A 20067-nucleotide genomic window follows, 5' to 3' on the forward strand; every position below is an offset into this window, starting at 1 on the left:
ACGCCTCGCCTCAGCTCTTGCCGGCGAAGGAGGTGGTGCGCTGGAAGAAGGACGGGTCCTTCACCAGTGCCTCGAACACCGGGTAGAGGCTCTTCGACACCGCGACGAAGCCGGCGCGCTGCTCGGGGGTCAGCTCGTTGGTCTTCATGCCGTTCTTCTCCAGCGTGGCGATGGAGGCGGCGATGTCGGCGGCGTCGGCCTTAGCCTTCCAGTCCTCGGTCTCCCTGGCCGCCTCGGCGAGCGCGGTCTTGAACTTGTCCGGCAGCGCCTGGTAGCGGCGCGGATTCATGCCGAGCACCCAGGCATCGGCGATGTGGTTGGAGATGGTCAGGTATTTCTGCACTTCGTAGAGGCGGGCGCTGACCGGCACGTTGACCGGGTTCTCCTGCCCGTCGACCACGCCGAGCTGAAGGGCATTATACACCTCGGCGAAGGCCATCGGGGTGGGCGCCGCGCCCATCGCGCCGAAGAACTTCACCCAGAGCGGGTTGTTCGGCACCCGCAGCTTCAGGCCCTTCAGATCGTCCGGCGCGGTGATCGGCCGCTTGGAATTGGTGATCTGCCGCAGCGGGCGCGACCACAGATCGAGGCCGACGATGCCGATCTTCGACAGGTCGCCGCGCAGTTCCTCGCCGAGCTCGCTGTCGAGATAGGCGCGCAGCTGGTCGGTGCCGTCGAACAGATAGGGCACCGCGATGGCGGTGAATTTCGGGTTGAAGGTGGCGTAGAGCGAGGTGGCGTTGAGCAGCATGTCGAGCGAGCCGCCCGCCAGCTGCTTCACCCCGGCCGAGGGGTCGCCGCCATAGAGGGTGCCGTTTGGGAAGACCTTGATCTCCAGTTCGCCATTGGTCTTCTGCTTCACCACCTCGGCGAAGTGCTTGGCAGCGAGGGTGATCTCCGAGGTGTCGGCATCCGGCGTGGAGAGGGTGAGCGTCTCGGCGCCGGCGGAAACCGCAAGGGAGAGCGAGGCGGCGGCGAGCGAGGCGGCGACCAGAAGGCCGCGGAGCGAGAAGGCGTTCATGTCGTTTCCTCCGTAGCGGGATTCTTTGTCCCGGTTGACTGGCATTATTTGCCATGGTCAGGCGTCGGCGGAAGCCTCCGCCGGCTGGTTGGCGCGCCGCAGCTCGAGGAGCACGGCGCTGTGGTCGAGATCGGCGCCGCCGTGCTCGACCAGATTCTGGAACAGAAGGTCGACCGTGGCGGCGACCGGCAGGGTGAGGCCGTGCGAGCGGGCGAAGCGCAGCGCCGTCGAGGTGTCCTTCACCTGATACTTGGCCGGGCCGCCCGGCGCATAGTCGCCGCGCACCATGCGCTCGCCGTGCTGGCGCAGCACGGTCGAGTCGGCGAAGCCGCCGATCAGCGCCTCCCGCACCTTTTCGGGGTCGGCGCCGCCGCGCTCGGCGAGCAGCAGGGCTTCCGCCACCGCGCAGATGTTCGAGGCGACGATCAGCTGGTTGGCGAGCTTGGCGAGCTCGCCCGAGCCGGCCGGCCCGACATGGGTGACGCGTCCGAGCGGCGCGAACAGCGGCGCGAGATCGGCGATGGCGCGTGCCTCGCCGCCGGCCATGATGGAGAGCGTACCCTCGCGGGCGCCGCGCTCGCCGCCGGAGACGGGGGCATCGACATAGCGCAGGCCGCGACGGGCGCAGGTCTCGGACTGGGCGCGGGCGGTCTCCACCGGGATCGAGCTCATCACCACCAAAGTCGCGCCGGTGCGCATGGCGGCGATCACCCCTTCCGGCCCGCCGAGCACGGCGTCGCAGACCGGGCCGGAAGAGAGTATGCACACCACCGCATCGGCGCCGGTGGCGGCCGCCTTGGCGGAGGCGGCGATTTCGACGCCGTCGGCGACCAGCCCTTCGGCCTTCGCCGCCGTGCGGTTCCATGCCTGTACAGTGAAGCCGGCCTGCGCCAGCCGCCGCGCCATGTGGCCGCCCATGATGCCGGTGCCGACGAGGCCGATCCGGCGCAGCGGTGTGGGCAAAGGGATATCGGCCATCGCGGTGCCTCCTGTTCCGGTCGTCACGGATGCTGGCGGGCGGCGAAGCGCACCGGCCGTTCCTCGACGATCAGCGGCGGAAACGCCTGCCGGAACCGGGCGAGATGCGGCGTCTCCAGATGCGCGTCGAAGGCGGCGCGGCTGTCATAGACCTCGTAGAACACCACGCTGTCGCCGGCTTCCGGCACCACCACGTCGAACTGCCGGCAGCCCGGCTCGTCGGCGAGCGAATGGTGGGCATCATCCTGCGCGGCGGCGAGGAAAGCGTCGAGCGCGCCGGGCTTCACCCGGAACTCGGCGATGACGACGAAGGGCGTCTGCGGGGCGGCGGTCATGTCGTCGTCCTGTGAGAAAGCGGAAAAGGTACGAAGGCCGGGAGGCGAAGGCAGGGAGGCGCGTGCCGCCCTGCCCTCGCCCTTGCCTCAGGCGGCGACGCTGGTGCCGGGGCGGAAGGTGTCTTCCATCTCGCGGCGCAGCCGGACCACGTCGAGATCGGCGGTGAGCTCGACATCGTCGAAGGAGACGATCTGGTCCTTCTTGAGCGGCCGCTTGAGCTTGACGTTGTGGGCGAGGCCGATCGGCAGCGCCCGCAGGTCGAGGCTGCGGGTCGCCGGGATGGCATTGGCCCACACGGCGTAGCCGCCCTCGCCGTCCAGCATCTCGCCGGGCTGCATGTCCTTCTTGGCGGTGGCGACGGCATCGCCGCGGAACTCCTTCGAGCAGCCGGTCGGTTCGCCGCGCAGGCAGGCCGAGAGCACGCTCACCGAGGTCTCCAGCCCGATGATGTGGAACGGGCGCCACATCGAGGCGTACCAGCCGGACGGATCGGTCAGGAGGCCGTACTGCTTGAAGCAGGCGCGCGCATATTCGTTGTGCGCCTTGAAGGTGACGAACACGCCGTAGCGGATGTTGTTGTAGACCTCGCGCCCGTCCGGCTCCTGGCTGGCGGCGATGTCGACGAGGCCGGAGCGCGCCATGCGCCCGCCATCCGCCGCCGGGCGGAACACCTTGGCGAGGTCGTGCAGGCCGGCGGGCGGGAAGGCCAGCCCGTCATCCGGGCAGTCGAGGCCGGTACCGTTGGCCACCGCCGCCATCTCGATCGCCGCCTTGGTGCCGTCGGTGAAGGAGTTGTACATCTTCGGATTGAAGTCGCCGGCCTTCACCTCCTCCTCGGTCCAGCCGAAGAAGCCCCAGACGGTGTCGGGGGTGGAGTAGCGGTAGCGCGGCTCGAAATTCATGCCCTTGCCGGCGGCGGTGATCTCGAAGCCGGTGGCGCGCGCCCAGTCGACCAGCTCGCAGATCAGCGCCGGCTGGTCGCCATAGGCCATGGAATAGATGACGCCCTGCTTGCGGGCGCGCTCGGCGAGGATCGGTCCGACCATCACGTCGGCCTCGACATTGACCATCACCACATGCTTGCGGGCGTCGATGGCGGCCAGCGCGTGGCGGGTGCCGGCGATCGGGTGGCCGGTGGCCTCGATGACGCATTCGATCTCGTCGCAGGCCAGCATCGCCGCCGCGTCGTCGGTGACGAAGGTGCGGCCGGTCTTCACCGCGTCGCCGGCGCTGGTCGCCGCGTAGCGCTCCGCCGGCCAGCCCACCCGCGCCAGCGATTCCCGCGCCTTGCCAACATTGAGGTCGGCGACGGCGACGATCTGCAATCCCTCGATGCGCTGCGCCTGGGCGAGCACCATCGAGCCGAATTTGCCGGCGCCGATCAGGCCGGCCCGGACCGGACGGCCGGCGGCGGCGCGGGCTTGAAGCAAGGTCGAGAGATTCATCGTGCGATCCTCAGATGCGATCCTGGCGCCCCTCGGGTCGAGCCGGGACGGCGCGGGCCATGAGGGAGCGCCGGCGCGGCTCTCCTGTTCAGGAGGCGGCGCGTCAGGCGTCGTTCACGGACGCGCGCGGCCACGGGGCCGGCGTCGGGGACGATGCGGGTTGGGTCGAAAGCGGCGTTTTGTCCTCCACCCCGAAGCCGGGATCACGTCCCGCTTCACGGTGCGGCAGCGATCTGTCGTGCTGCTCGAAGCTGACCATAGGGCGGCAGGTCCGTTAGTTCCATTTAGAAAGACAGCCCGACTTGTTAGCCTGGCTTAACGATCCAGCCTGCCCGCCGGCGCGCTTGCCCAAGTGCACGTTCGCCGCACGTCCAGGGGGTGGAACTTTCCACGCAGGATCAGCCATCATGGCAGGGGTCGCCGGGGGCACGACGACATCAATGAGTGCAGGCCAATGAACAGCAAGATTGAAACACCCTCCCAAACTCACCGACCCCGCGTGGTGATCGCCGGCGCCGGCTTCGGCGGCCTTCAGGCGGCACGCGGCCTCGCCGGCGCACCGGTCGACATCACGCTGATCGACCGGCACAACTACCATTGCTTCCAGCCGCTGCTCTATCAGGTGGCCACCGCCGTGCTCTCGCCGGCCGATATCGCCTGGCCGGTGCGGCACGTGCTGTCGCGGCAGTCCAACGTGACGATGCTGATGGCGCGCGCCGAGGGCGTCGACCGCGCCGCCCGCGAGCTCGTCACCAGCGAGGGGCGCATTCCCTACGACATCCTCGTGCTCGCCACCGGCGCCACGCATTCCTATTTCGGCCATGACGACTGGGCCGCTGACGCGCCCGGCCTCAAGGACATCGAGGACGCCACTCGGCTGCGGCGCAGCATCCTCGTCTCCTTCGAGCGCGCCGAGGCGACCAATGACGACGAGTTGCGCCGGCGCCTGCTCACCTTCGTGATCATCGGCGGCGGACCGACCGGCGTCGAGCTCGCCGGGGCGGTCGCCGAGGTGGCGCGCCACGCGCTGGCGCCGGACTTCAAGCGCGTCGACCCGCGTACCGCCCGCATCCTGCTGATCGAGGCCGGCGAGCGCATCCTGCCGAGCTTCCCCGAGCCGCTCTCCGCCTATGCGCGCCAGAAGCTGGAACAGATGGGCGTGGAGGTGATGACCGGCCGCGCGGTGATCGATTGCGGGCCCGACCATGTCGACCTCGCCGGCGGCGAGCGCATCCATTCCTCGACCAAGATCTGGGCGGCCGGCGTACGCGCCTCGGCGGCGGCACAATGGCTCGGCGCCGAGACCGACCGGGCCGGGCGCTGCATCGTCGGCGCGGATCTCGCGCTACCCGGCGATCCCGACATCTTCGTCATCGGCGACACCTCGGCGCCGCCGCCGGCCAATGGCCGGCCGATCCCCGGCATCGCGCCGGCCGCCAAGCAGATGGGCGACCACGTCGCGGCGGTGATCGCGGCGCGGGTCGCCGGCAAGCCGGCGCCGGGCGCCTTCCGCTACCGCCATGTCGGCGACCTCGCCACCATCGGGCGCAACGCCGCGGTGGTGAAGCTCGGCCGCTGGCAACTGAAGGGGTTCACCGGCTGGGCGTTCTGGGGCGTGGTGCACGTCTACTTCCTGATCGGCACCCGCAACCGCATCGCGGTGGCACTGAGCTGGCTGTGGAACTACATCACCCACCAGCGCTCCGCCCGCCTGATCACCGGCGACCCGACACCCGGGGCCTCCGGCAGCGCTCCACCGCCGACGGCGGCCTCCCCGCACTGAGCGGGGACACTCCACGCGGCGGCTCCGGGCGGGGCTTCCGGGCGGGAGCCCTGACGCCCCCGCCGGACGGCACGGCGTCGGGGCTAGTGCTTCACCGACGCGAACATCCGCTCCATCACCGCGATGCTGTCGTCGTAGAAAGCCTGGTAGCGGCGGCGGCTGGTTTCCGCCAGCGCCGACAGCGGCGTGGGATCGGCGGCCAGCCGCAGGATGCTCGCCACCAGCGCGTCGAGATCGTCATGGCCGTGCAGCGGATCGCCGGTCTCGATGCCCTTGCCGCCCCACTTCGTGGTCAGCAGCGGCATGCCATAGGCCATGGCCTGCACCGTCTTCACATTGATGCCGGTGCCCATGGTGACCGGCGAGACCACGACGTCGGCGTCGCCGTAGAAGGTGCCGATATCCGGCACGAAACCGTGCAGCTTCACCCAGGGACGGCGGAACAGCGCCGCCTCGCCGGGCGCTAGGTCGTCGATCATGTCCCGCACCTGCCCGGCAATGTGCAGGGTGAACGGGCTCTGCTTGCCGCCGAGCTGCCGCTCGATCGCCTGCAGCAGCTGCAGGGCGATAGCGAGATTGATGCGGTTAGCGCTCGCCACCATGCCGACATCGGTCATCTTGGTGAAGGGGCGGTCGAGGAAGCGGGCCTCCTCGACATGCGGGATGACAATAGCGGTCTCGCGGCCGGTGACCGAGTTGAAGTACGCGGCCTCCTCGGCGCGGCGGGCCACCACGAGATCGGCGCGGCGCAGATAGGCGCCCTCCTCCTCCGGCGAGCAGGAGAAGAATTCGAGCGGCTGGCCGTTCTTGCGCAGCATCTCGTAGCGGTCGCCCATCTTGTCGTGGGTGTCGATCACCTTGAGGATATGGGCCGGCACATAGTCGAGCAGGCGCGACTGGAAGACGTAGGAGCAGAACACCACGTCGATGTCGCGGCTGGCGCACAGGCGCTGGATGTGCTCGCCGAGCCCTTCCTCGTACCAGCCATCGAACGGGATCTGCTCGCCATTGGAGCCGAGCCCGCAGGTATTCGGCAGGATGTCGAGGCTGTCCCACTGCGCATGCATCATCGCCACCGTGCTGGCGTCGTACATGTGGCTTTCCAGCAGCGCGAAATGCACCTTGTGGCCCATCTGCTGGAACTTGCGGGCGAAGGCCTGGATGGTGGCCTGGTTGCCGTGATTATCGGGGTGCGAGGGGAACGGGCTGAAATACAGCACGTTCAGCTTGCCGGACTGGCGGCGCTCCAGCGCCGAAAGCGGCGGCTGGCGCTCGGCATGCGCGGCGGCGATGTCCGACGGCGTGCCGGCCGGCAGATGCTCGATCAGGAAGGTATCGCGCCACTTCTCGACCAGCATGGCGCCGTTGCGCAGCGCCAGCGTCTTGGGCTGGGCAGCGCTCTCGGCGGCATAGGAGCCGTGCTCGAAATGGATGACCTCGGACTCGGCCACGCACACCACGCGGTGCCCCTTGTCGCGCGCGGTCATGGCGAGGTCGGAATCCTCGCAATAGGCCGGCACGTAGCGCTCGTCGAAGCCGCCGATCTCGCGCCAGAACGCGCCGCGCACCAGCATGGAGGCACCGGTGGCGTAATCGACCTCGCGGGAGAACGCATAGAGCGGCGCCTGCCGGTCGCGGCCGCGGCCGATATTGGTCGCCGTGCCGTCGGAATAGAGCGCGGCGCCGGTCTCCTGGATGGTGCCGTCCTGGTAGATCAGCTTGGAGCCGGCGATGGCGATGCGCGGATCCTCGTCCATCGCCCGCAGCAGCGGCTCGAGCCAGCCGGGCAGCACCACGGTATCGTTGTTGAGGAACAGCAAATGCCGGCCGCTGGCGCGGGCGGCGGCGTTCTTGCAGTTCAAAAGGAAGCCCTGGTTGCTCTCGCCCTTGGCGACCCGCAGCCCGGGGAACAGCGTCGCCGCGTTCACCGTCTCGTCGGTGGAGCCGTCATCGGCCAGGATCACCTCGTAGCGGATGCCGGTGGCGCGCCCGGCGAGCAACACCGAGCTGAGGCAGGCCTGGGTCAGCTCCCATTTGTTGTAGGCCGGCACGATGATCGACACGTCGATCGGCGTGCTGGCGTCATAGACCGGGTAAGCCGCCGGCGGGGCGGCACGGCAGTTCTCGATGTAGAGATCGAGCGGCAGCACCCGCGCCCGGTCGAGCACGCGCAGCAGCGAGGAACGGTTGGCGAGCTCGCCGAAATTCTCCCGCACCAGCATGCGGCCATTGTCGGAGAGGCGCGACCACAGCGCCTCGTCGCGATAGAGCGCGATCACCGCGTCGGCGAAGGCTTCCGGCTCGTCGCGGATGAGCGCATGCAGGCCATCGACGATGCCCATGCCCTCGGCGGCGACGACGGTGCACACCGACGGCACGCCGGCGCCGAGGCTGGCGCCGAGCTTGCCCTTGATGCCCGCGCCAAAGAGCAGCGGCGCGACGCTCAGCCGGTAGGCGGCGAGCACCGGGTCGAGATCGGCGACATAGCCGACATGGCGCACCCCCGGCTCGTTGGCGAGCGCCAGCACCTCGGGCGGCGCCTCGGCGCCGACGATGTGGAACTCGACACCGGGCAGCGCGGCGCGCACCCGCGGCCACACCTTGTCGACGAACCAGACGACGGCGCCGACATTCGGCGTGTGCTTGAAACCGCCGAGGAAGAACAGGTTGGCGCGCCCGCCATAGCCGGGCGGGTTCTCGCTGACCGGGCTGTAGAGAGCCGGGAAGACCGAGACCTTGTCGAGGTCGAGATATGTCTCGAGGAAGGGGATCTCGGCGGCGCTGACCAGGATGACGTGGTCGACGGCGCGCATCATCGCGACCTCGCGCTCGCGGGTCGCCTCCGCCTTGGCACGATCCGCCGGGTCGCCGCTGAGATCGGCGGCACGCCCCTCGCGCAGGAAATAGAGGTCGGGCGCGTGCAGGATCACCAGCGCGTCGGGCGCCATCTGCCGCGCCGCCGGCAGCAGGGCTTCCGCCACGTCGAAGCGGACGAAGTAAAAGGCGCCGAAATCGCCGCCGCGCTCGCGCACATAGTCGCCGGCGCTGTGATAGCCGCTGGCATGGGTGATCACCGTGACGCCGAGGGCCTCGAGATTCTCCCGGTAAGGCGCGGTGTCGGTGAGATCGGTGGCGCAGAACGTCACCTCGAAGCCGAGGGCGCGCAGATCGGCGATCACGCCGAAGCTGGCGCGCTCGCCGGCCGAGACGTCGGGGCGCGGCAGCCGGTAGTCGGCGACCAGGATGCGCTTGGCGCGCAGCGGATCCTCCACCGGCGCGTGGACCTTGCCCTGATCGGCGCCCTCGGCGGTCAGCTGCATGAGCAGCTCGGCCTCGCGCTGCGCCACGGCGATCTTCTCGGGATCGCGCTTGTCGGCGGAGCGGCGGAAGCGCGCGGCGGTGCGCTGCGAGAACGGCTTCACGCAGGCGGCGAGCACGCGCAGGGCAACCGCGTAGAGCGGTGCGCTGCTCATCTTCCGCGACCGGCCCGTCTCGACCAGATGACCGCAGGCGCTCAGCCAGTCGCGCTGGAACCGGGCGCCCTTGCGGCTGTCCAGCGAGCGACGCAGGCTGTAGGCGCTGCGCTCGGGAAGGATCGCCTCCGGCAGCAGGAGAACGCGCAGCGCCGCCCGTTCCAGACCCTTGCGCAGCGGCCGGAACGGCTTGGAATAGGCCCGGCGCAGCTCGCTCACCAGCCGGTCGCCGGCGGTGGTCATCGCGGCGATGCGCAGCTCGGCCTGCCGCAGCGCGGCTTCGCCGGCGAATTTGCTCTCGGCCAGTTGCCGGCGCAGATCCTCGGCTTCCAGCCGCGCGCTGCGGCCGGACGTGGCCGACCCGCCCTGCAGCGCAGCCTCGCGCGCCTTGATCTCACGCTCGCGGGCTTCGAGAGCCGCGGCGAGGTCGGCGGCGCCGCGCTCGCGTGCCTGAAGCCTCTCGTTCTGCTCCGTCACCGCCTGCAGCCGGGTGGCGAACTCGGCGACCCTGACGCGCTCGTCGGCGGCGGTCGAGGTCAGGTTGTCGATGCGCCCGCGCAGCTCGTCGGAGAGCGCACGCTCCTTCGCCAGCTCGTCGGAACGGCGGATGACGCTGGAGAGTGCCGATACCAGAGCCGCCCGCAGATGAGCCTCGTCGCCTTCCGCCGGAACCCCGATGTCCTCGATTGCCTTCATCAGTCGTTCGACGTCCCGTGCGTTGGATTCGGCCTGCTGGCCGGCGAGTTCCGCCAGCCGTGACAGGAGCTGGTTTCTCTCGGAAAGAAAGCGAAGGCTGGCGGCGCCGAGCTGGTCGACATCGGAGATGGCCGTCTCGGCACTACCCAGATAGGTATCCAGTGCCCCGCGCATCTTGTCACTAGAGCTCAAAGTATCTTCTGGCATCATGATTAGCGGCACGGTACCGGCGCGCAGCGCCGCCAGCGCCAGATGCATGCGGCCGGTGACCACGAGGTCGACCGCCTTGAGCACGAGGACGTTGCCGCCGAAGCCGACGCCGGGATCGACCCGCACGGCCCGGTCGGGGCCGAGATTGGCCTCGATCCAGTCGAGGGCGAGCGCCTCGTAGTCCTCGTCGGAGGGATGGTTCTCCCAACCGCGCGCATCGCTCGACATCAGCACGTAGAAGGCCTGCGGGTGGGCGCGTGACAATTCGCCGAGGATGCGGGCGACGAAGTCGCGGCGCTTCTCCTCCGTCGGCTCGCCGGAGAAGTAGCGGAACGACTGCTCGGAGAAGTTGAGCCCGAGCACGGGATGCCGGTCGCCGGCGCCGGCGATGCGCGCCAGGGTCGCCTCGCTCGCCGCATTGGCCTCGGTGGGGCAGAAGAAGGACAGATCGGGAAAGAAGGTACCCTTGCGCCCGAGCTGGCGTTCGAAATTCGCCAGCGAGCGCTTGTCGCGTAGCCGGAAGGCCACCGAGGGCATCAGCCGCAGCCGCTCCAGTATCTCCGGCGCGACGCGGGAGCGGAACGAGCAGAAGACGAAGACGCCATGGCCCCGTGCCACCGCCTCGCCGACCAGATCGAGGCGCTCGAAGCTCGATTCGAGGCCGCAGGAGCCGTCGACCACATCGGCGCCGAGCACCAGTAGGACGTCGCCGGGCTCCAGCCGCTCGCCATATCCCTGGAACGGGCCGGGCGCCTCGCTGACATGGCCGTAGCCGGCCGGCAGGTCGAGCCAATCGAGCCACCGGCAATCCGCCGACAGGTTGGCGATTACCACCGGCCGATCGCGGAACAGCTCGATCACGCCGCGCAGCATGCCGTCATCGCCCTTGCTGCCCGGCGTGGCGGGAGGAACGAGGATGATGCGGCCCTGGCTCATAAAACGTCCTTGTCTGCGTCTCGGCTCGCCGGGCGGGTCCGTCATGCGGCGGCGACCGACCGGCTCGGTGGCGCCCCGCGCCACCCCTCCGCCGCGGACTAGTGAATGTTGGTCACGGTGGAGCCGCCATTGGTCAGCGCCACCTTAACGACATTTCCGCTGCCGAACCGTTCCGAAAACAACGGATGCAGGTTCGGATCGGCGAGGAACAGCACGAAGCCGCCGCCACCGGCGCCGAGCAGCTTGCCGCCCCAGGCGCCCAGCTCCTTGCCGTGGATATAGAGCTCGTCGATCGCCGAGTTCGACACCGAGGAACCCAGTTGGCGCTTCAGCTGCCAGCCATGGTCGAGCAGCTCGGCGAAGCGCACCACGGTCGACAGGTCGTCGCCCGGCGCCTCCAGCAGCGAGGCCCCGATCCGGGTCATCTCGTACATCTCGCGCAGATAGGCCTCGTTGGCGCCGGACTTGGTGCGCTGGTCCTGGCTCTGCAGCACCGTCGAGGCGCTGCGCTGGCCGCCGGTATAGACCAGCAGCATCGAGGAGTTCAGCAAGGTAAGGCGGCTGGTGGTCAGCCGCAGCGGCTCGATGGAGAAGGAATCGCCGGTGAACTCGTAGCGCGCGAGGCCGCCGAACGCCGCATGGATCTGGTCCTGGACGCCGACATTCTCCTTGAGGATGTCCTGCTCCATGTGGATCGCCTGCCGCGCCAGCTCGTAGCGGGTGAGCTCGATGCCGCGCATGCGGTTGAGCAGGTTCAGGAAGCCGACGGTGAAGGAGGACGACGAGCCGAGCCCGGTCGAGCCCGGCAGGTCCGACATGGTGGCGATGTTGAGCGGTGCGGTCCAGCCGTGCAGCTTCAGCGCCTCGCGGATCACCGGATGCTGGATGTCCTCCACCCGGTCGACGCTTTCCGTCGTGCGGTAGGTGACGCGGAAATGCTGATCGGCGATCGCGGCCAGCGGCAGCGCCTGGATATAGACGAACTTGTCGATCGTGCCGCCGAGAACCGCGCCGGGATGCGAGCGGAAATGCGAGGGGTAGTCGGTTCCGCCGCCGAGAAAGCTCGCCCTAAGGGGGGTCCTGCTGATCCACATATGTGCCTCGAAGATTCAAATCGATTGTCGCAGCAGATCCAGCACGGAACCGCCCCCATAGCGCAGGCCGCGAATGCCCGCGGCGGCGGCGGCCTGCATGTCCGCCTCGGTGTCGCCGATCATCACGCTGCGCGCCGCATCCACCGGCCAGGCGGCGAGCAGATCCTCGATCATACCCGGCCCCGGCTTGCGGTGGCGGCTGTCGCGGCGATAGGCCTCGACGGTGGCCTCGATATGGTACGGGCAATATTCGAGCGCATCGATATGGCCGCCGATCTCGGCCAGCTCGCCCTGCATCGCCCGGTGAAAGGCGAGAATGGCGGGCTCTTCGTAACGGCCGCGCGCGACGCCGGCCTGGTTGGTCACCACGAAGACCAGATAGCCCGCGGCATTGGCGTATTCGACCGCCTCGCGGGCGCCGGGCATCCAGTCGAGATCCTCGACGCGGTGCGTGTAGCCGGCATCGCGGTTCAGCGTGCCGTCGCGGTCGAAGAACACCGCCGGACGCCGACGCACGCGCGGAAGTTCCTCCTGCACGCGGGCGAAGGTCTCGGGCACGCCGATATCGATGAAATAGCTGCCCGCCGGCGCCGGCACCGCCGCCACCCGGCCGGCCGCGACGAGGCGCGGCAACACGTCGGCCTCCAGCGAGCACGCCGTGCCGGCCGGGATGAGGTCGAGGATCTCGCGCGTCAGCAGATAGACGCCGGCATTGATCAGGCCAGGCTTGCCCGCCCGCTCCGGGCTCTTCTCCAGAAAGGCGCGGACATGGTGGCCGTCGAGCGTGACGCTGCCGAAACGGCCGGCGTCCGGCACGTGCTGCAGCAGCATCTGCGCGGCGAGGCCGGGCTCGGCGGCCTTCGCCTCGCGAAAGGCGCGCGCGAAGCGCACGAGGTCGGCGTCGATCCAGCTATCGCCGTTGAGCAGCAGGAATTCGTCGTCGAGCCGCGGACCGGCGAAGGCCAGCGCGCCGCCGGTGCCGAGCGGCGCCGGCTCCACCAGCACCTCGATATCGGCGCCATAGAGACGCTTGCCGTCGAACGCGTCGACGATCTGCTCGCCGAAGCGCCCGGCCAGCAGCACGATCCGGGTAATGCCGTAGCGGGCGACTTCCTGGATCAGGTGATCGAGGAAGGGCCGCCCGGCCACCGGCAGCATCGGCTTCGGGGTCGCGGCGGTCAGATCACCAAGTCGCGTCCCGAGCCCGCCGCAGAGGATCAGCGCTTGGGAGAGCAAAGGGTGGACTCGACGAGCGCGCAGATCAGGTGCCCGACCGCGATGTGCGCTTCCTGGATGTGGTTGGTCTGGCCATGCGGCACGGCGATGAGGATGTCGGACAGCGCCGTCATCTTGCCGCCATTGGCGCCGGTGAGGCCGATGGTGACGATGCCCATCTCGCGCGCCGCCTCGAAGGCCTTCACCACATTGGCGCTGTTGCCGCTGGTCGACATGCCGACCAGCACGTCGCCCTCGCGGCCGATGCCGCGCAGCTGGCGCGAGAAGGTGTTCTCGTAGCCGTAATCATTGCCGATGGCGGTCAGCGCCGAGGTGTCCACCGTGAGCGACAGCGCCGCCATCGGCTCGCGGTCGAACAGGAAGCGGCCCATCAGCTCGGCCGCAAGGTGCTGGGCGTCGGCAGCCGAGCCGCCATTGCCGCAGAAGATCACCTTGCCGCCAGCGGTCAGCGCGGCCATCCACGCATCGGCGGCGCGCTCCACATCGGCGCTCACCTCGGTGAGGCGCTTCATCAGCTTTTCGGTTTCAGCGAAATATGCCGAGATGACCGCCGCCCGGTCGGTCGACTTTGTCAGCATGCGTTCTCTCACGTTGCCGAATGCGCCCCCGCGTGTGCCCGCGTCGGCCTGTCATCATTCCAGGCGCATGATTCCGACATAGCCCTTCCTCCCGCAAAACGCCAGCGTCAGCTTAGTAAAGTTCAAAAATAGAAGCAGTTGGAACGCGATGAACGTCGGACGTCGAGCCCGCCATCCGGCGGTTCGGCGATGGCGCGACCTCGGCAAATTGGCGGCTGGGCAAAGTTGGCGGCTGGGCCGTGGCGCCGGGGCCGGCGCGGCCGCGAGCCCCTCTGTCGCCTCGGCGAGGACGGAGCGGCGGCGAGAGGGGGGGGGAGCGGCCGGCAGCGCGCCGGCCGCTCCCCGGGAGCATCACACCTTGAAGTCTTCCAGCCGGAACGGCAGCGAGCGCAGCCGCTGGCCGGTAGCGTCGAAGATGGCGTTGGACAGCGCCGGGGCGACGCCCGGCACGCCCGGCTCGCCAATGCCGGTCGGCGCGTTGGCGGAGGGCAGGATATGCACCTCCACCTTCGGCATTTCCGACATGCGCAGCGGGATATAGGTGTCGAAATTCGCCTGCTCGACCACGCCCTTGTCGAGGGTGATCTCGTCATGCAGCGCCGCGCCGAGCCCGAAGCCGACGCCGCCCTCGATCTGGGCGGCGATCACGTCCGGGTTGACGGCGATGCCGCAATCGACGGCGCACACCACCTTCTCGACCTTGATCTGCCCGTTCACCACGGCGACGTCGATCACGCTGCCGACCACGGTGTTGAAGCTCTCGTGCAAGGCGAGGCCCCGGCCCTTGCCGGCGCCGGCCTTCGGGCCCCAGCCAGCCTTTTCGGCGAGCAGCTTGAGCACGGCGGCGTGGCGCGGCTTGTCCTTCAGCAGTTCGAGGCGGAACTCGACCGGGTCGCGACCGGCGGCATGGGCGAGCTCGTCGATGGTCACCTCCACCACATGGGCGGTGTGGGTGTGGCCGACCGAGCGCCACCACAGCGTCGGCACCTTCACCTTCGGCGAATGCAGCTGCACGCTGAAATCGCCGATGGCGTAGTTGGTGTCGGCCGCGCCCTCCACCGAGGTGCCGTCGACGCCTTCCTTGATCGCGAAGGCCTCGAAGGGCGTGCCGGCCATGAAGGACTGGCCGACGATGCTCTGCTCCCAGCCGGCGATCTTGCCGTCGGCGGTCAGGCCGGCCCGGACCTTGTGGTAGAACATCGGGCGGTAATGGCCGCCCTTGATGTCGTCCTCGCGGGTCCAGACGAGGTGCACCGGCGCCCGGCCGTCGATCGCCTTGAGGATGGTGGCGGCCTCGGCGATGTAGTCGGCCGGCGGGTTGGCGCGACGACCGAAGGAGCCGCCGGCCCAGACGGTCTCGATCTTCACCTGTTCGGGCTTCAGTCCCATGATGCCGGCGGTGACCGCCTGCTCGATGGTCTGGAACTGCGAGCCAGCATGGATGGTGACGCCGTCGGCGGTCTTCTCGATCACGCAGTTCAGCGGTTCCATCGGCGCGTGGGCGAGATAGGGGAAGGCGAACTCACTCTCGATCGTCTTGGCCGCGCCGGCGATGCCCTTGGCGGCGTCGCCGCGCCGGGCGGCGTTGAGGCCGGGGGTGGCGGCGAGCGTCTTGTACTCGTCGAGCAGCTCGGTGGTGCCACGGCTCTCCGCCTGGCTCTCGTCCCATTCGATGGCGGCGAGCGCCTCGCGACCCTGGATCGCCGCCCAGGTGTTCTGCGCCAGCACCGCGACGCCGGCCGGCACCGCGACCACGTCGACGACGCCCGGCACCTTCTTGGCGGCGGCGGCGTCGAAGGACTTCACCGTGGCGCCGAAGCGGTCCGGCCGCCGGAGGACGGCGGTGAGCATGCCGGGAACACGGACATCGAGCGCATAGACCGCCTTGCCGTCGGTCTTGTCGACGGAATCGAGGCGCGGCAGGCGGGTGCCGATCAGCCGGAAGTCCTTGGGATCCTTCAGCGTCACATCAGTGGGGATCGGCAGGCGCGCCGCGTCGGCGGCGAACTCGCCGAAGCCGGCGCGGTGGCTGCCGCTGGTCAGCGTCCCCTTGTCGATGGTGACGCTGGCGGCCGGCACCTGCCATTTCGCGGCGGCGGCGGCGATCAGCATCTGGCGGGCGGCGGCGCCGGCCTTGCGCAGCTGCTCCCAGCTATTGGCGACCGAGGTCGAGCCGCCGGTACCCTGCACCGGGCCGAACAACAGGTTGTTGTAGAGCTGGGCGTCGGCCGGGGCGAAGGCGGCGCGCATCTGGCTCCAGTCGGCGTCGAGCTCCTCCGCGACGATGGTGGCGAGGCCGGTGGTGACGCCCTGGCCCATGTCGAGATGCTTGATGAGCACGGTGACGGTGCCGTCCGGCGCGATCTTCACGAAGGCGTTCGGCATCGGGCCGTCGGTCGGCGCGGCGGCGAGCGCCTCGGACGGGCCGAGCCGGACGCCGATGACGAGGGCGCCGGAAATCGCGGCAGCGGCCTTCAGGAAGCCGCGGCGGGACGGCGCGGCAAGGGTGGCAGTGTTTGCGGACGCGGGAGCGAGGCGCTCAAGCATCCGGGCATAGTCGGCGGGCTTGATGATGTGCATGGCGCTCACGCGAGGTTGGAGGCGGCTTCGTGGATGGCGGCGCGGATGCGCTGATAGGTGGCGCAGCGGCAGACATTGCCGTCCATCGCGGCGTCGATGTCCTCGTCGGTCGGCTTGCGGTTCTCGCTGAGCAGGCCGACGGCCGACATGATCTGGCCGGACTGGCAGTAGCCGCATTGCACGACGTCGAGCTTGCGCCACGCCGTGACGACGGCGGTGCCGACCTCGCCGCCGACGCCCTCGATGGTGGTGACGTTCTTGCCCTCGACATCGGACAGCGCGGTCTGGCACGAGCGTACCGGCGTGCCGTCGACATGCACGGTGCAGGCGCCGCACAGCGCCGCGCCGCAGCCGAACTTGGTACCGGTCAGCCCGACCACGTCCCGCAGCGCCCATAGCAGCGGCATGCTGCCATCGGCCTCGATGGTGTGTTCGGATCCGTTGAGTGTGAATTTCATCTTCGCCCTCTCCAATGGGGATGAGGACGCGCGGGCGCACGCCGCCGAGTTTCCCGGCCGACGACGAACACCTCTACGCTCCCGCCAAAAGGCTAGGCTTCATGACGACCATCATCTAATCACCAGTCCGTGACTGATCAGGACCGCCCGGGCGGCCCCCTCACCCGCCGCCGGCGACGCCGGGAAGCCAGGCCTCCACCGTCGGCAGGATGCGGGAGACGATGACGTCGATCCCCGCTGCGTTGGGATGCATGCCGTCGCGCAGGTTCAGCGACGGCACCGCCGCCACCCCGGACAGGAAGAAGCGATAGAGCGGAACGCCGTGCTTGCGCGCCAGTCGCGGATAGATCGCCTGGAAGCGCGACATGTAGACGAGACCCTGGCTCGGCGGCGCGATCATGCCGGCGAGCAGCACGGAAATGCCCCGCGCCCTGAGGCGCGACAGGATGGCGTCGAGCGCCGCCTCCGTCTCCGCCGGGTCGGCTCCGCGCAGCGCGTCATTGGCCCCGAGTTCGAGGATCACGCCTCGCGTGCCGGTTGGCACCGAGCGGTCGAGGCGCGCCAGCCCGGCACTCGCCGTATCGCCGGAGACCCCGGCATTGACAATGGTCACGTCGTGCCCGCGAGCCCGCAGCGCCACCTGGAGCTTGGCGGGAAGGGCATCGCCGGCGGCGAGGCGATAGCCACTGGTCAGGCTGTCGCCGAGCGCGACAATGCGCAGCGTCTCGGCCCGCGCGCCCAGGGTGGACAGCAGCAGGACAGCCAGCAACAGGGTGAGGCTTCGAAGCCGGAGCGGCGGTGCGGGAAGGCTCATGCGGCGGATATTCCGCTGTTCCGCCGCCACGATCCAGACCCTCGCCGGGACCTCACCAACCTCTTACCGGCGCCACGAGGTCGCCGCCGGATGGGAGGGGCCGACGGCGCGAACCTTCGGCACCCGGCCGGAACACTCGCCTCCCCCCGGCGTTGGCCAGAAGACCGAAGGGGAGATAGCGCATGAGACTGTCGATCGTGCTGGCGGCAAGCGCCGCCCTGGTGGGCATTTCCGGCCCGGCCCTCGCGCAGGATGGTGGAAATCCGCCCGGAACCGGCCCCGCGCCGACACAGCCGGCACCCGCACCGCCGCCGATGCCGGGAGGCCCGCCCGCCCCGCCGCCGGGAGCACCCGACGGACCGCCGGCACCCGGATCGGCGGTGCGACAGCCGCCTCCGGGACCGCCGCCGGGACGTGCGGAAAACCAGTCCCCGCTGCCGGATTGCTCGCCGCCGAACTGCGGCACCCCGAAGATCATGGACTAGCGTACCGGCACGGCCGGGCTGGCGCCCGGCCCGCTCAAGGCCCGGCACTCACTCCGGCGGCTTGCCCAGCGCGTGATAGCCGCGCAGGAAATACATCAGCCCCTCGCGGGTGCCGGCCTCGTCGAGGCCGACCACCTCGCAGAACAGCACGTCATGCGTGCCGACCTCGACGAAGCGGGTGATGCGGCAATCGAAGCTCGCCAGCGCCCCGACCAGCACCGGCGCGCCAGTGATGCCGGGACGCCACTCGCCGGCGTGGAAGCGCTCGGCCGGCGGCACCTTGCCGCCGAAGCGGTCGGACAGCTCCTGCTGCCCGGCCGCCAGCGTGTTGACGCACAATACCCCATTGGCGTGGATGGTGGCGCTCGCGGACGAGCCGCGATTGAGGCACACCAGCAGCGTCGGGGGGTCGTCGGTGACGCTGCACACGGCGGAGGCGGTGAAGCCGTGCCGCCCGCCGGGCCCGTCGGTGGTCACCACGTTCACCGCCGCGCCGAGGCGGGCCATGGCGTCGCGATACTCCTGTCGGCCGACCGGAGCGAGCTCCGGTTCGGCCGGCACGATGTCCTTGTGCAGGCAGGAACCCATGGGGATCTCCTTATCCCGCGCGATGTCCGCGCTGTCGCTCAGAATTCGCGCAGGTTGTCGCGCAGAAGCTGGTGCTTGTACTCGGTGCGCACAAGCCCGCGCGCCTGCAGCTCAGGCACCAGCCCGTCGCAGATCTCGGTGATGTAGCGGCGCGAGACGCGCAGCACCGGGGTGGTGATCAGGAAGCCGTCGCCGCCGACCTCCTCCATCGCCGCGCCCATCTTCTCCGCCACCTGCGCCGGCGTGCCGATCAGTTCCAGCGAGGAGACGAGGCCGCCGCCGCCCGACGCCGCCAGCTGGCGCAGCGTCTTGCCGGAGCCCCACTGCTGGAACTTGTCGAGCGTGCCGGACTCGCCGTTGGTCACCAGCTTTTCCGGCAGCGGCTTGTCGAGGTCGTACTTCGAGAAGTCGATCTCGGTGATGGCGGAGATCGAGATCAGCACGTCGGTGACGAAATTGTCGGACATGGTGACGTTGTCGTAGCGGGCGCGCGCCTCCGCTTCCGTCTCGCCGAGGCTCGGACAGATGCAGAAGAACACCTTGATGTCGTCCGGGTTGCGGCCGAATTTCTCGGCGCGGGCGCGGATGTCGGCGCGGAACTCCTTCATGCCCTCGATGCCGTTCGCCACCGAGACGATGGCGTCGGAATGCTGGGCGGCGAAGTCGCGGCCGCGCGGCGAGGCGCCCGCCTGAAGGTAGACCGGGCGGCGCTGCGGTGAGGGCACGGTGTTGAGCGGGCCGCGCACCTTGTAGAACCGGCCTTCGTGATCGACGGTGTGCACCTTGGAGCCGTCGGCATAGATGCCGTTCTTGCGGTCGAGCACCACCGCGTCCGGCTCCCATGAGTCGAACAGCTTGCCGACCACTTCCATGTACTCGTCGGCCATGGCGTAGCGGTCCTCGCGGGCCGGCAGCTTGTCCATGCCGAAATTCTTCGCCATCAGGTCCTCGGCCGAGGTGACGACGTTCCAGCCGAAGCGGCCCTTGGTCAGGCTGTCGATGGTGGAGGACAACCGCGCCAGCATGAAGGGCGGATAGGCCATGGTGGACATGGTGGCGACGACGCCGAGATGGCTGGTCGCCATGCCCATGGCCACCGCGAGCGGCGCCGGATCGGCCTTCGGCACCATCATGGCGTGCGCGAGCGAGATGTCGCGCGAGGCGCCGTAGGTCTCCGGCACCATCAGCTTGTCCTCGATCATGATCAGATCGAAGCAGGCGCGCTCCATGGCCTGCGCCATCTCGATATAGAACCGGCCGTCCCACGGATTGCCGCCCTGGCCGAAGGGTTCGCGCCATTCGTCGGGCGTGAAGTTCATGAACCAGGCGAGGTGGAAGCGCTTGTCGGCCATTGTG

The 20067-nt window shown here is 69.3% G+C and carries 14 protein-coding genes; 1 reads left to right on the forward strand and 13 read right to left on the reverse strand.

Annotated features, from left to right (window positions below):
• Positions 1-10: 10 nt before the first annotated feature.
• The 4 genes from LGR54_RS08855 to LGR54_RS08870 all read right to left on the reverse strand — a co-directional run bounded on the left by LGR54_RS08855 (position 11) and on the right by LGR54_RS08870 (position 3780).
• Positions 11-1021, reverse strand: coding sequence for a DctP family TRAP transporter solute-binding subunit (locus LGR54_RS08855; RefSeq protein WP_230361608.1), 1011 nt, complete (start codon positions 1019-1021; stop codon positions 11-13).
• Positions 1022-1078: 57 nt separating this feature from the next.
• A complete protein-coding gene (locus tag LGR54_RS08860) occupies positions 1079-1999 on the reverse strand; it encodes an NAD(P)-dependent oxidoreductase (RefSeq protein WP_230361609.1) in 921 nt (306 codons plus the stop codon).
• Positions 2000-2022: 23 nt separating this feature from the next.
• Positions 2023-2334 carry a putative quinol monooxygenase gene (locus LGR54_RS08865; RefSeq protein ID WP_230361610.1) on the reverse strand — a complete coding sequence of 104 codons (312 nt, stop codon included), beginning with the start codon at positions 2332-2334 and terminating at the stop codon, positions 2023-2025.
• Between the two features lie 87 nt (positions 2335-2421).
• On the reverse strand, positions 2422-3780 hold the full coding sequence (locus tag LGR54_RS08870; RefSeq protein ID WP_230361611.1) for an NAD(P)H-dependent oxidoreductase: 1359 nt from the start codon (positions 3778-3780) through the stop codon (positions 2422-2424).
• A 454-nt stretch (positions 3781-4234) separates the two neighbouring features.
• Here LGR54_RS08870 and LGR54_RS08875 point away from each other — a divergent pair, with 454 nt between their 5' ends.
• Positions 4235-5563: an NAD(P)/FAD-dependent oxidoreductase gene (locus LGR54_RS08875; protein WP_230361612.1), complete on the forward strand. Its 1329-nt coding sequence runs from the start codon at positions 4235-4237 to the stop codon at positions 5561-5563.
• 83 nt (positions 5564-5646) lie between these two features.
• Here LGR54_RS08875 and LGR54_RS08880 read toward each other — a convergent pair whose 3' ends face one another.
• The 9 genes from LGR54_RS08880 to LGR54_RS08920 form a co-directional block, all read right to left on the reverse strand.
• The gene (locus LGR54_RS08880) at positions 5647-10878 is read right to left on the reverse strand and encodes a glycosyltransferase (RefSeq protein WP_230361613.1); all 5232 of its coding nucleotides are present in this window, start codon (positions 10876-10878) and stop codon (positions 5647-5649) included.
• A gap of 98 nt (positions 10879-10976) precedes the next feature.
• Entirely contained in the window at positions 10977-11972 is a 996-nt protein-coding gene (locus LGR54_RS08885; protein ID WP_230361614.1) for a galactokinase, read from the reverse strand.
• Positions 11973-11987: 15 nt separating this feature from the next.
• Entirely contained in the window at positions 11988-13208 is a 1221-nt protein-coding gene (locus LGR54_RS08890) for an HAD-IIIA family hydrolase (RefSeq protein WP_230361615.1), read from the reverse strand.
• Entirely contained in the window at positions 13190-13786 is a 597-nt protein-coding gene (locus LGR54_RS08895; protein WP_230361616.1) for an SIS domain-containing protein, read from the reverse strand. Before LGR54_RS08895 ends, LGR54_RS08890 begins: the two co-directional genes overlap by 19 nt.
• Before the next feature lie 351 nt (positions 13787-14137).
• Complete coding sequence (locus LGR54_RS08900; RefSeq protein WP_230361617.1) at positions 14138-16366, reverse strand: xanthine dehydrogenase family protein molybdopterin-binding subunit; 2229 nt, start codon at positions 16364-16366, stop codon at positions 14138-14140.
• A gap of 5 nt (positions 16367-16371) precedes the next feature.
• On the reverse strand, positions 16372-16824 hold the full coding sequence (locus LGR54_RS08905) for a (2Fe-2S)-binding protein (RefSeq protein WP_230361618.1): 453 nt from the start codon (positions 16822-16824) through the stop codon (positions 16372-16374).
• Positions 16825-16984: 160 nt separating this feature from the next.
• Entirely contained in the window at positions 16985-17638 is a 654-nt protein-coding gene (locus LGR54_RS08910; RefSeq protein ID WP_230361619.1) for an arylesterase, read from the reverse strand.
• A gap of 533 nt (positions 17639-18171) precedes the next feature.
• Positions 18172-18711, reverse strand: a complete 540-nt coding sequence (locus LGR54_RS08915; RefSeq protein ID WP_230361620.1) for a flavin reductase — start codon at positions 18709-18711, stop codon at positions 18172-18174.
• A gap of 38 nt (positions 18712-18749) precedes the next feature.
• On the reverse strand, positions 18750-20063 hold the full coding sequence (locus LGR54_RS08920) for an NtaA/DmoA family FMN-dependent monooxygenase (protein WP_230361621.1): 1314 nt from the start codon (positions 20061-20063) through the stop codon (positions 18750-18752).
• Between the last annotated feature and the right edge of the window lie 4 nt (positions 20064-20067).

Origin of the sequence: Ancylobacter sp. Lp-2 (genome assembly GCF_020523795.1) — a bacterium.
Lineage (GTDB): Bacteria > Pseudomonadota > Alphaproteobacteria > Rhizobiales > Xanthobacteraceae > Ancylobacter.